At 41.9% G+C, this 12,824-nt stretch carries 12 protein-coding genes; 6 read left to right on the forward strand and 6 right to left on the reverse strand.

The window, feature by feature from the left end:
* Positions 1–67 precede the first annotated feature (67 nt).
* The gene (locus tag L2740_RS02450) at positions 68–283 is read right to left on the reverse strand and encodes a sulfurtransferase TusA family protein (protein WP_248471767.1); all 216 of its coding nucleotides are present in this window, start codon (positions 281–283) and stop codon (positions 68–70) included.
* Positions 284–393: 110 nt separating this feature from the next.
* Between L2740_RS02450 and bepA the strand changes: the two genes are divergently transcribed.
* The 4 genes from bepA (at position 394) to L2740_RS02470 (ending at position 4,921) form a co-directional block, all read left to right on the forward strand.
* Entirely contained in the window at positions 394–1,854 is a 1,461-nt protein-coding gene (bepA, locus tag L2740_RS02455; protein ID WP_248948444.1) for a beta-barrel assembly-enhancing protease, read from the forward strand.
* A gap of 87 nt (positions 1,855–1,941) precedes the next feature.
* Positions 1,942–2,292 carry an arsenate reductase (glutaredoxin) gene (gene arsC / locus L2740_RS02460; RefSeq protein WP_248948447.1) on the forward strand — a complete coding sequence of 117 codons (351 nt, stop codon included), beginning with the start codon at positions 1,942–1,944 and terminating at the stop codon, positions 2,290–2,292.
* An 11-nt stretch (positions 2,293–2,303) separates the two neighbouring features.
* Positions 2,304–2,672, forward strand: a complete 369-nt coding sequence (locus L2740_RS02465) for a DUF2069 domain-containing protein (protein ID WP_248948449.1) — start codon at positions 2,304–2,306, stop codon at positions 2,670–2,672.
* Positions 2,673–2,974: 302 nt separating this feature from the next.
* Entirely contained in the window at positions 2,975–4,921 is a 1,947-nt protein-coding gene (locus tag L2740_RS02470; RefSeq protein ID WP_248948451.1) for a hypothetical protein, read from the forward strand.
* 91 nt (positions 4,922–5,012) lie between these two features.
* Here L2740_RS02470 and hda read toward each other — a convergent pair whose 3' ends face one another.
* Positions 5,013–5,723: a DnaA inactivator Hda gene (gene hda / locus L2740_RS02475; RefSeq protein WP_248471772.1), complete on the reverse strand. Its 711-nt coding sequence runs from the start codon at positions 5,721–5,723 to the stop codon at positions 5,013–5,015.
* 74 nt (positions 5,724–5,797) lie between these two features.
* Positions 5,798–6,910 carry a DUF2066 domain-containing protein gene (locus tag L2740_RS02480; protein ID WP_248948453.1) on the reverse strand — a complete coding sequence of 371 codons (1,113 nt, stop codon included), beginning with the start codon at positions 6,908–6,910 and terminating at the stop codon, positions 5,798–5,800.
* A 177-nt stretch (positions 6,911–7,087) separates the two neighbouring features.
* Here L2740_RS02480 and L2740_RS02485 point away from each other — a divergent pair, with 177 nt between their 5' ends.
* Complete coding sequence (locus L2740_RS02485) at positions 7,088–8,344, forward strand: uracil-xanthine permease family protein (protein ID WP_248948454.1); 1,257 nt, start codon at positions 7,088–7,090, stop codon at positions 8,342–8,344.
* Between the two features lie 152 nt (positions 8,345–8,496).
* Here L2740_RS02485 and L2740_RS02490 read toward each other — a convergent pair whose 3' ends face one another.
* Positions 8,497–8,838: a Grx4 family monothiol glutaredoxin gene (locus L2740_RS02490; RefSeq protein ID WP_028768836.1), complete on the reverse strand. Its 342-nt coding sequence runs from the start codon at positions 8,836–8,838 to the stop codon at positions 8,497–8,499.
* A gap of 491 nt (positions 8,839–9,329) precedes the next feature.
* Here L2740_RS02490 and sodB point away from each other — a divergent pair, with 491 nt between their 5' ends.
* A complete protein-coding gene (gene sodB, locus L2740_RS02495; protein WP_248948456.1) occupies positions 9,330–9,914 on the forward strand; it encodes a superoxide dismutase [Fe] in 585 nt (194 codons plus the stop codon).
* A gap of 409 nt (positions 9,915–10,323) precedes the next feature.
* On the opposite strand, the gene L2740_RS02500 is transcribed toward sodB, so the two are convergent.
* Positions 10,324–10,968: a bifunctional 4-hydroxy-2-oxoglutarate aldolase/2-dehydro-3-deoxy-phosphogluconate aldolase gene (locus L2740_RS02500; RefSeq protein WP_248471776.1), complete on the reverse strand. Its 645-nt coding sequence runs from the start codon at positions 10,966–10,968 to the stop codon at positions 10,324–10,326.
* 21 nt (positions 10,969–10,989) lie between these two features.
* Positions 10,990–12,816 carry a phosphogluconate dehydratase gene (gene edd / locus L2740_RS02505; RefSeq protein WP_248948458.1) on the reverse strand — a complete coding sequence of 609 codons (1,827 nt, stop codon included), beginning with the start codon at positions 12,814–12,816 and terminating at the stop codon, positions 10,990–10,992.
* Positions 12,817–12,824: the final 8 nt, after the last annotated feature.

Genomic DNA, 12,824 nt, shown 5'->3' on the forward strand with positions numbered 1-12,824 from the left:
TATTATAGTCCTTTGCAGTCATCGTTATAATGATATTTTTCCTATGTAAAATTGCTTAAATTATTTTCTATTTAGTGACCGTTAAAGATAATACTGTGTCAGTATCTTCACCGATGGAGTGACATACTCCAATTTTTTTTAAATAACGGGGAACATCTTGCCTAGAGCCAGGGTCGGATAATAAAACATGGACACTATCACCCGTTGAAAGCTGCTTTAATGCCATTTTCACTTTCACAAGCGGTAACGGGCAGCGATAAGATGTTAAATCAATAATAATCATAATGAACTTGCTATAAACAATCTAAGGCTATTATCCTAAAGGCCACGCATTCCACAAGCAAGTTCTGTGACCGAGTGATAATAGAAGCATAGCCCAAATTAAGGATCCGCTTGAGTAAATTAACATTATCGAAATCCGTTATCGCAGGTGCCCTGTCATTTATCTTATGCACTAGCTCTCCAATGGGCTACGCCAATAATGACTTGCCTGATTTAGGTACAGCAGCCGTTAATACTTTTAGCTTAGAAAAAGAAACCGAGTTCGGTGACGCATATATGCGAGTGATCCGCGGTTCTGCGCCAATGGTTAATGATCCAGTTTTAAATCAATACCTAACAGAGCTAGGTAACAAATTAGTTGCCCATGCAACTGGAGTAAAAACGCCATTTTACTTCTTTTTACTGCGCAATGATGAGATCAACGCATTCGCATTTTTTGGTGGCCACGTAGGTGTTCATACGGGGTTATTTTTAAATGCTGACACCGAAAGTGAAATAGCATCAGTTCTTGGTCACGAGATCACTCACGTAACTCAACGCCATTTAGCACGCTCGATTGAAGCTCAAGAAAAAAGTTCTCCGGCAACCATTGCAGGTCTTTTAGGTGCAATATTACTGACCATCGCTTCTCCTCAGGCTGGTATGGCAGCTCTTGCCACCACCCAAGCACTTGCGACGCAATCTAAAATTAACTACACCCGTTTACACGAAAAAGAAGCTGACCGTATTGGTATGCAAATCATGGTCGATGCTGGTTTTGATCCTAATGGTGCCGCAGACTTTTTTGGTAAATTAGCCACTCGCTATCGGTTTACCACTAAACCTCCACAAATGTTGCTGACTCACCCATTGCCAGAATCACGTATTTCTGAAGCACGTATACGAGCTGAGCGATATCCTTTTAGGTATGTGCCGGATAATCTTGACTTTCAACTAGCAAAAGCGCGGATCCAAGTCAGATTCTCGGGCTATAGTGAACAAGCGGCATTATCTATCTTTAATCAGCAGCTAAAACACAATCGTTATACCTTCAAAAGTGCCGCTGAATATGGCAAAGCATTAGCTTTGTTTAGGTTAAAGAAGTTCGCAGAATCAGAAGCTATCATTGACGAACTACTGGCTAAAAGCCCAAATAACCTATTTTATATCGATACTAAGACAGATTTGCTTAATCAACGCGGCGCCAATAAAGAGGCTATCGCCCTTTTAAAAGCACAAAAGCAGCTAAAACCGACGTCTCCTGTGGTGAATACCAATTTAGCCAATATCTATCTTGAAGATAACCAGATAGATAAAGCCATTCCGCTCCTAGAAGATTTAATTTTCCTCGACAAGCAAGATCAACTTGCATACTTGCTACTTACTGAAGCCTATAAAAAGAGCGGTAACAAGGCGATGCAGCATTTTGTAAAAGCTGAATCATTGGCGCTTATTGCCGACTACAAAACAGCAATTGACCAACTCAATTTTGCTTATCGAGAGTCAAAAGGTGACGCGCTACAATTGGCTCGAATAGAGGCAAGAATTAGACAATTTAGACAAGCAGATCGAGCCCTAGAGCAATTGCAATAACAAGGGCTTAACTGTTGCGGTTTCATTGTGACTATGGTCACAAAATACAGTATCATAGCGCCAAGGTTTAATAACAAGAATATGACAATGACTAACGTTAAGATTTATCACAACTCGCGCTGTTCAAAAAGCCGCCAGACTTTGGCTTTATTAGAAGAGCACAATTGCAACATAGAAATTGTTGAATATTTAAAGACGCCAGTATCGGCAGTAGAACTTGAAGAGATCCTCACCAAACTGAATGTTGCACCTCGAGAGATGATGCGTGTAAAAGAAGCTGAGTATAAAGAACAAGGCTTAAACAACGATACATTATCAACCGCAGATCTTATTCAGGCAATGATTGCTACGCCTAAATTAATCGAACGCCCAATCGTACTGGCAAATAATAAGGCTGTAATTGGTCGCCCTCCAGAAAACGTACTGACGATTATCTAACGGAGCATAAAATGAGCTCAGATACCCTATTTAAACTTTGCCGTGCAGGATACGTGGCATTGGTCATGATGTTAGGGGCATGGTTTGTTCAGCAAGGGTTAACCGGCGAATACAGCATGTTGTTTAGCCTCTTATGGATAGTACCACTGCTATTACCACTAAAAGGCATTTTAACTGGTAAGCCATATACTTATGCGTGGGCCAGTTTTATTTTATGCCTTTATATGCTGCACGCATTAACCTTAGTGTACGTAACAGAAACTGACACGCTTTTTGCTGTTATAGAAACCCTGCTTATCGGTAGTTTATTAATTGGCTTTCCATTTTATGCTCGGATCCGCGGACGTGAACTGGGTCTTGGATTGAAAAAGAAGAAATAATTAAGTCAGAGAATCGGATTAAACAGAGTCCAATACTGGGCTCTGTTACTTTGATCTAATCACCCCAGATCTTATACAACTCCCTTCATTTCGCCCTTTCTATTAATTCCATTTGCTTTTAATCGTCCAAACATGGTTACAGATGCAAAATCTGTAATCTAGCGTTAGCAAGCGAACTGTACTGCACACCAATTAACACCAGCCTCTATTGATTAACATACTTTTTACGTTTCAAGCTCCGTGCTATATTCAATATACGCAATAAATTTGCACCGAATACAATAAAAATAAAGGATAAAACTATGAAGCAATCCTTAGGCTGGGCACTATTAAGTATGTTGATGCTTTCAGCATGTGGTGGCAGTAGTAACAACGATGGTTCAAGCGATACAGTGGTTACGCCTCCAGTTCCTACTACTGGACTTGCACGCTGCACAAATCCAACAGAACTTAATCTTGTCTCAACAGATTCTGTGGTTTCTTTTAATCTTGAAAGCCAATACTTTAGCGGCCAACCAGGCGCGGTTATCGCCACAATCGATAATAGCAATGTAAGCGACTACCGCTTTAACTGGTCACAAACCGCTGGTGCCGCGTTAATTTTAAAAAGTGTTAAAAGCCCTGTTTTGGCTTTTACTCCAACACAAAGTGGCAGCTATTCATTTGAAGTCACAGCAAGTAAAAATGGTGTTAGCTATACAGAAACTATTGAGATAACTGTAGCTAATGCAAGTTCAAACTCTATAGCAGCTAGAGTCGATCATCAGGTAAGCGATGGTAATTCAGTTAGCTTTAGAATAGATACCAATAGTAGTTTATCGGATATCACTTGGTGCGTGGCCGCAGGCCCTGATGTTGACGCAGATGTTAGTGCTTCAGAGCAAGCATTATTTACAGCGCCAAGTGTCACTGCTGACACGATTAGTATTTTACGAGCAACCGCAAACCTAAATGGTGCTAGTGTAAGTGACGATGTGTTAGTGCTTATCACAAAAGAAGCCACTATCACCTCACCTTACTTTGAAGAGCGGGTAGCTAAAACATTCGCCTATAACCAAAACTCTCCTTACGCTAATGCCATCGAACAGTGTGTGTATTCGAATCAGTTACAGCAAAGCTGTAGCATTGACACCTTACCTTTGATTGGACAAAACGCGAGTATTAACAACAAGCAAGCTATTTTAGACCGCTTGCTAGTGTCGCATCAGTGGATGGGCGAGAACTTCGAATATGTTCTAGAGAATTTAGATCCAAATAGTGACTTTGCAACGCTGTTACAATCAGTCTCAGCTATCGTAATTAGTTATGATGTAAGACCCTCATTTTATTGGGTCGTTACCGGAGCGATTTACTTAGATCCAACTGACCTTTGGTTACTTGCAGAAGAACGCGATACGATTAATGAAGCACCAGATTATCGCAGTGGTTTTGGCAATGATCTGCAATTTTTAATGCCTTGGCGCTATGTTAAAAATAACAGCTATACATCGTATACAACACCTAGAAGTGTCAGAGTCGACCGCAGCGCTCAACAAATGCTACCCGATCTTGCTTCATTGCTATATCACGAGCTAGCTCATGCCAATGACTTCTTCCCAAGAAGTGTACATAGCAGTTTAACAGGGCCTACTCTGCTCGATGATTATCAGCGCCGAAGTAATGACTCAGCGCTAATCTCTGATCAACTCGTCAATTTCTATCCGCTTAACAGCCAAGAAATGGTAGGTCTTGCAGAAGTGAGCTTTAGAGGCGAATCAGCTACCAGCACACAAGAAAGCTACCTACCTGCAGATATAACGAGTTTCTTCTCCCCTGATAGAGCCAGCGATTATTATGCCTATTCAACCAGAAGAGAAGACGCTGCAATGCTGTTTGAAGAAGCGATGATGAGCCATAGATATGCCATTCAGCGTGATGTTGGTATAACCGATAAGCCAGAGAGTCCAACAGCAAGCTCAATTATTGTTGATTGGGGTCAACGTGGTCGGATTGGTGATGCTAAGCTAGAAAACCGAGCCGCTTTTGTCATTAATCAAATGATGCCAGAGCTAAATGGTAGCGCGATTATTAGTAATCTACCTGAGCCAATTCAGATGACTCAAGGTCAATCTTGGTCAAACAACCTTGCTATTTCAGCCGCCACAAATGTACGTTTAAACAGCCCTCAGGCAAGGACTTCGGCAACTGAAACCATGGTTGTTCCTCCCCTACGTTTTAGCGGTGATAGGCATATCAAGCCAGTTAATTAGTTTGTTTTAATACGCTTAATCATCACAAAAAAGCCCGGCAAAATACCGGGCTTTTGTTTAAAGGTTTTCTAGAACCATTTAAAAACTGATGTTAGAGTCGTAGCATCTCTTTAATAAATGGAATCGTCAGTTTTCTCTGATGCACCATAGAAGCTTTATCCAGCCTATCTAACACATCAAATAATGTTCTTAGGTCGCGCGCTAAACGATTTAATAAAAAACGACCAACATCTTCAGGTAACTGTAAGCCTCGCATCGCAGCACGACGTTGCAATGCAGCTAACTTCTCTTCATCAGCCATCGGCTGCAATTGGTAATTAAGCCCCCACTGCATCCGCGACACCAAATCAGGCAAAGAAAAACCACTATCACTTGGTGACACACTAGCGCTCACAATCAATGAACAAGTTTTTTGCTCTGAAATGCGATTATAAAGATCAAATATTGCTTCTTCCCATAAAGGATGGCCGGCAATCGCATCAACATCGTCGATACACACTAGGTCAAGTTTTTCTAACCCTTCTAAAAGCGCGGTAGAAATACTGGCATGGATCCCTAATGGAATATAAAAACTGCTACGACCAAGATCATTAGCATGAGCACAGGCAGCATGCATTAGATGGGTTCGACCGGATTTCTCTGGCCCCCATAAAAAAACGGCGCCATCAGACTGGCCTTCCGCGCAATCTTGTAAGCTTTTAATCAGTTCATCATTACCTGCAGCAGGATAATAACTATTAAAGGTTTCATCATCAGGCAGATGAACTGGTAGTGATAATTGTAATGGAGAGTTTAACTTCACTCAGGGACTTCTCACAGGGCGCAACATTTCTATTTAAGGCACACATGTTAGCATGTGTGCCACTTGAATGGGAGTTATTGACCTTTCCAATAATAGATCTGGGTCTCTTTCTGAGGCTGTTCTACTGGGTCAAAAGATGAATAATTACTATTTTGCTCACTTAGCGAGTTAATTACATCAATTCTTGGATCTAACGCCATGAGTCTGTGAAGATCGGCTTCATCACCAAATAGGTCTATATTAAACTCAACACTTTGGCCTTGAATGTTAGCAACACGCGCTGACTTTATCGCACTCAACTGACTTAAGTAGCGCTCTATCGATACCAGCTGCTGCATTTCAGCGACATCAGTAAATATAATAGTAGTGCTATTTTTTTGACCTGAGTCAGCAACAGCGTATTGACCAACATAATACTCACTCGTTGCTGCCACAATCGCCTTTACAGCTTCTTCCATCGAAGACGCCTCGCCGCTTTGACTTACTAATGATGTCATCTGTAGTGCTTGTGGTGCTTTTTCTCTCGGATAAAGATCCATTTGATAACGATACACAGCTCCTTGCTGTTCAATCGTCGCTAAAAGTGAATAGTTTGCTTGGTACCTTAGTGATGCACTGGCAACGTTATCTGCAAAGCGGCCGCGAATATCATTAACACCAACACGCATGGCATCATCTAAGTCCATTAGTGGGAACAGTAAAGGAACACCTTTTGCTTCAGACTCTTGATTGAAAGTTGTCCGGCTGACGGTATCAGAAGCGTCATTTAAAATCTCACGCTCACCATTTTCACCTGCAACTAACCACACAATTGTTAAAGGTCGTTGTTTGCCCCAAACCGGTAAACCCGCTTCACGTAGTAACGCAATGATGCGTTTATGATCAAAATTGACCTTTAGAAATAGCTCACCATCTTGTTCAAAGTAACCATATTGAGTCATTAACGAGCTAGCACTACCTAACTGCTGCTTAATTCGCTCATTAGTCAACGCACTTTGAGTACCAGAGTTTTTCAGGATTACATTTTCAAACGCCTGTTTTATCCCCTGGGTTCTTAGCGTTGTTGAACGCGTTTCTATAGGTACAATGCCCTCATCAAGCTGCTTCACTTCTGCTGCCATAGCAGTTGCAGTGAAGCCTGTAAGAGAGCAAAAAATAACACAAATACGTAATATGAGTTTCAACATGTTTTCTTTTCAAAGACGGCTCAGTTATTAAAATTGTACCACATATTCTGCCAATAATTATTGGTAATAACCGCTCGTTCCGATTAATAGCTTAGACAAGTTATTTGCACTAGTTCACAGCCAAGCTTAAAAATACCAGTTATTATTGATAGGTTTACTTAAAATAAGAGAGAAAAAATGAAAAATCTGACCATGCCTTTGCAAGGAGCGCAAATGCTGTTCGTCGCCTTTGGCTCATTGGTGTTAATGCCCTTGCTAACTGGCTTAGATACAAACGTTGCACTATTTACTGCTGGTATTGGTACATTATTGTTCCAGTTGGTCACCAAGCGTCAAATCCCTATCTTCCTCGCGTCTTCTTTTGCATTCATCGCCCCTATTATGTATGGCGTACAAACTTGGGGGATCCCATCAACCATGGGTGGCCTTATGGCTGCAGGTTTGGTCTACGTAATTTTAGGCGCTATCATCAAAGTGAAAGGTGGTGGCTTTATTAAACGCTTATTACCACCAGTGGTTGTAGGTCCGGTAATTATTGTTATTGGTTTAGGCTTAGCCCCTGTAGCGGTAAACATGGCCATTGGTAAAACAGCTGATGGTAGTATCGCGCTTGTTGAACAAAATACAGCACTAATCATCTCTCTAGCATCACTCTTTACTACCATTGCTGTCGCCATATTTGCTAAAGGTCTGCTAAAACTGATGCCAATCCTTGCTGGGATCAGCGTTGGTTATAGCTTGAGTTTAGCGTTTGGTATTGTGGACTTTACGCCTGTAAAAGAAGCGGCTTGGATTGCTTTACCAAACTTCGTTGCTCCTGAATTTAACTGGCAAGCTATTTTATTTATGATCCCAGTAGCAATTGCTCCAGCAGTTGAACACATTGGCGATATTTTGGCTATTTCAAACGTAACCGGTAAAGACTACCTTAAAAAGCCGGGTCTGCACCGCACACTAACCGGTGATGGTGTAGCAACAATCGCAGCATCAGCATTTGGTGGACCACCAAATACAACATACTCAGAAGTAACTGGCGCTGTAACGCTAACTAAAAACTTTAATCCAGTTGTAATGACTTGGACCGCTATTACCGCCATTTTATTCTCGTTTGTTGGTAAGCTTGGCGCACTATTACAAACCATTCCAGTCCCTGTTATGGGCGGGATCATGTGTCTACTATTCGGTTCAATTGCTGCAGTAGGCTTGAACTCATTAATCAAAAACCACGTTGATATGAATGAGCCACGTAACTTGAGTATTGTAGGCGTAACATTAGTATTTGGTATTGGTGGCATGGCGTTCGGTATTGGTTCATTTAGCCTTACCGGTATTAGCCTTTGCGGTATCGTTGCCATTGCAATGAATTTAATTTTGCCTGACAACGCTGCATCTCATGCCAAAATTGTTAGCGATGAATTAAATCCACCGTCTTAATTCTTAATGGCTTTATTTGAGCCCTATAACAAAGCGCTTAATATTAACAACTCTGTTTATAGAGAGAAGATATTAAGCACTCAATCATAGCGCAACAAAAAGCCCCCAATGGTTGACGCCATTAGGGGCTTTTTTACAGTTAACACCTAAGCTTATGCTTGGTCGTCTTCTGTTTTGTATTTAGCGGCAGTTTCTTTGATAAGCGTTTGCAGCTCACCTTTTTGGTACATTTCGGTCAAAATATCACAACCGCCGATTAGCTCGCCTTCAACCCAAAGCTGTGGGAAAGTCGGCCAGTTCGCGTATTTTGGTAGTTCAGCGCGGATATCTGGATGCTGGAGGATGTCAACAAATGCAAATTGCTCTTCGCAATTAATCATGATTTGAGCAACTTGAGAAGAAAAACCGCAGCTTGGTAACTTTGGTGAACCCTTCATATATACGATAATTGGATTTTCGGCAATTTGCTGCTTGATCTTTTCTACTGTTTCCATTTTTCTTTCCTGATTAGAACTTCATTACAGAGGCCTATTGTACGCCAGTATTCAGCAGAACAAAAACCTACTTTTTAAAGGGATAATATCAATACCAATTACATTAGTAATTTAATCAATTCAGAAGCGCTCCAGCTTTTCAATTCAAGGCGCATGGACGACAGAATGGTTATTCCCTTGTGAGACCATGCAAAGCAGAAGTGGAATGCTTGAGCGCTTCCCTCTGGGTGGGCTTCAAAGCACTGCATGCTGCGCCAGAAACTCTCGATATAGAATAACTATTAGCTTCAAATTCCCGACTTGCCTTCAGTGCTTTGAATTCCCACGGAATGAACAGATTATTAATGCAATTGGTATAATAGAAATAAACGATTAAGTTAATCGCTCAATTGCAAGAAACAATGATACACTTCACAAGTTTATTAGGTAAAATGTTCCGCAGTGAGCAAGAACGCACAAAATAACAAACTAGAAGTTAACGGAGAAAACTAATGGCTTTTGAATTACCAGCATTACCATACGCAAACAACGCACTTGAGCCACATATCTCAGAAGAGACCATTAACTACCACTACGGTAAGCACCACAACACCTACGTTGTTAAGCTTAACGGTTTAGTTGAAGGCACTGACCTTGAGCAAAAGAGCCTAGAAGAGATCATCAAGACCTCTACTGGTGGTATCTTTAACAATGCAGCTCAAATCTGGAACCACACTTTCTACTGGAACTGCCTATCACCAAATGGTGGCGGTGAAGCGACAGGCCCTGTTGCTGATGCAATCAACGCAGCTTTCGGCTCTTTCGAAGCATTCAAAGCACAATTTACAGATGCTGCAGTGAACAACTTCGGTAGCGCGTGGACTTGGTTAGTTAAGAACGCAGACGGCACTGTTGCTATTGTTAACACTAGCAATGCAGCAACACCACTAACTGACGAAGGCGTTACACCAATCATGACTGTAGACGTATGGGAACATGCATACTACATCGATTACCGTAACGTTCGCCCTGACTACCTAGCTCACTTCTGGGAACTAGTTAACTGGGAATTTGTTAACGCAAACTTCGCTGGTTAAACAATCTTTTAAGACGTCTATTAATATCAGACGAACCTTATAGGATATGAAATTAATACCGCTCATTATGAGCGGTATTTTTTTGCCTAATTCTAGCTAAGCAACATATAAATAATGGTTAAACCAATCAATTAATTTGAAGCGTTTAACAAGTGCTTTTGTCTAAGGAGTTCACGCCTGACTCAAAACTGTACTATTGAGCTAATCCATAAAAGAGCCGAATAGATAAAAAGCTTAGTACTCGCTAGATATAAAAAATCCGAATACCAACGGCATTCGGATTTAAATTTGCTTTACACTGGGTTGCTATTAAATAGAAACAATTACCAGCTGAAATGTAGCGAACTCGATTGTTAATAAGTTATTGACTTAAACTTAAGTGTTTATACCAAAATACTTATTTAAGCACTTATTTTAGTGCACCAATCGCTTCTTTACATAATGCTGTAATGCGTTCCCAGTCGCCCTGCTCCATCGCATCAGTTGGTGCGATCCAGCTGCCGCCGATGCAATCAACATTCTTCAGTGCTAAATAATCTTTATAGCTACTTGGTGTAATACCACCTGTTGGGCAAAAACGAATATCAGCTAATGGGCCAGAGAATGCTTTAAGCGCATTCACACCACCAGATGCTTCGGCTGGGAAAAACTTGAAGTTAGTGTAACCCAACGCCATGCCTTTCATTACTTCTGAAATGCTCGCCACACCAGGAATTAGCGGTGTATTGCCCGCCATCGCAGCTTCTAACAACTCCGTAGTAGCACCCGGCGTGATCACAAACTGTGCGCCAGCATTAACTGCTTGCTCTAGTTGTGCTTTGTTCAAGATAGTGCCTGCGCCAACTAAAGCTTCAGGTACTTCTTGAGCAATCTTAGTAATAGCTTCTAAGGCACAATCGGTACGTAGTGTCACTTCTAGTACCGAAATACCGCCAGCAACCAGTGCTTTAGCCAATGGTACAGCATGTTCGATTTTATTGATCACCATTACAGGAACAATAGGGCTGCGTTTAAAAATATCTTGTGGTTGTAATGACCAGTTATTCTCAAGCATTGCGTTACTCTTCCTTAAAGATTAATAAATTTCATCGATAGCACTTGTGCTACGAGCGCCCGTTTCTGGGCTGCTTAGGCTTGAACGTAGAGCGCCAAATAACTCTCTACCCATGCCATAGCTAGTTTTGTGCAAGTCTACTTTTTCAGCAACACGTGCATTTAACTCGCCTTCATCTACAAGCAGTGACAATTCACCCGTTGTAGCATTTACACGAATAAGATCGCCATTGTGGATCTTAGCGATTAAGCCACCATCAAGGGCTTCAGGTGTTAAGTGAATAGCTGCAGGTACTTTACCTGATGCGCCAGACATGCGCCCATCAGTTAACAGTGCAACTCGAAAACCACGATCCTGCAGAGTACCCAAAATCGGCGTTAGTTTATGCAGCTCTGGCATACCAACCGCTTTAGGGCCTTGACCTTTGACGACTACAACACAGTCTTTATCTAGCTCACCGGCTTTAAAGATTGCTTCAAGTTTATTTTGATCATCAATAACAACCGCTGGCGCTTCTACAATGCGATGCTGCTCTTGCACTGCAGAGACTTTAATCACTGCACGACCTAGATTACCTTTAAGTAATTTTAAGCCACCATTGTTTTGGAATGGCTTATCAAGAGCTGTCAGCACTTCAGGATCTAAACTTGTTTGCGGACCGTCAACCCAAGTTAGTTCACCATTACGGATCTGCGGCTCTTGGGTATAACGCTTAAGACCAAAGCCTGCCACCGTATCAACATCTTCATGCAGTAAACCACCATCTAGCAATTCTTTGATTAAGAACGCCATACCACCCGCTGCGTGGAAATGGTTAATGTCAGCGTGACCGTTAGGGTATACGCGTGCAAGAAGTGGTACAGCATCTGAAAGCTCAGAGAAATCATCCCAGTTAACAATAATCCCTGCCGCGCGTGCAGCAGCAACAATATGCATAGTTAGGTTAGTTGAACCACCTGTTGCTAGTAAGGCAACGATGCCGTTAACAACTGATTTTTCAGACACGATTTGGCCAATTGGTGTGTACTGAGTGCCCATTTCAGTTAAGCGACAAACCTGCTTAGCAGCGGTTTTGCTTAATACATCACGTAACGGGTCATCAGGGTTTACAAAAGAAGAACCCGGTAACTGCAGCCCCATAACCTCAAGCATCAACTGGTTACTGTTTGCTGTACCATAGAAAGTACAGGTACCAGCACTGTGGTAAGACTTAGATTCAGCATCTAATAACGCTGCTCTATCGACTTCACCTTGAGCATATTGCTGACGAATACGGGCTTTTTCTTTGTTTGGTATACCTGATTTCATTGGCCCTGCAGGCACAAATAACATAGGCAAATGACCAAAGCTTAACGCGCCAATGAGTAGGCCCGGTACGATTTTGTCGCAAATACCTAACAACAATGCGCCGTCAAACATATTGTGCGATAAACCAACCGCAGTGCCCATTGCAATCACTTCACGGCTCAATAAGCTAAGTTCCATGCCAGGCTGACCTTGAGTCACACCATCACACATAGCAGGAACGCCACCCGCGACCTGAGCAACACTGCCGATTTCATTACACGCTTGCTTTAACATATCTGGATATTCACCGTATGGCTGGTGAGCAGATAACATGTCGTTAAACGATGTAATTATACCAATGTTTGCTTTGGTTAATTGCTTAATCGCATTCTTATCGCTTGGGTTACAAGCAGCAAAGCCATGGGCCAAGTTACCGCAACTAAGAGCGCTACGGTGAACGCCTTTATTTTTAGCATCATCGAGCGCCGCTAGGTATTTAGCGCGAGAATCTTTGCTTCGTTCAATAATTCTGTCTGTAACAGATTGTACAACGCTGTGCATAATTACTC

Source organism: Shewanella pneumatophori, from assembly GCF_023283895.1.
Classification (GTDB): domain Bacteria; phylum Pseudomonadota; class Gammaproteobacteria; order Enterobacterales; family Shewanellaceae; genus Shewanella; species Shewanella pneumatophori.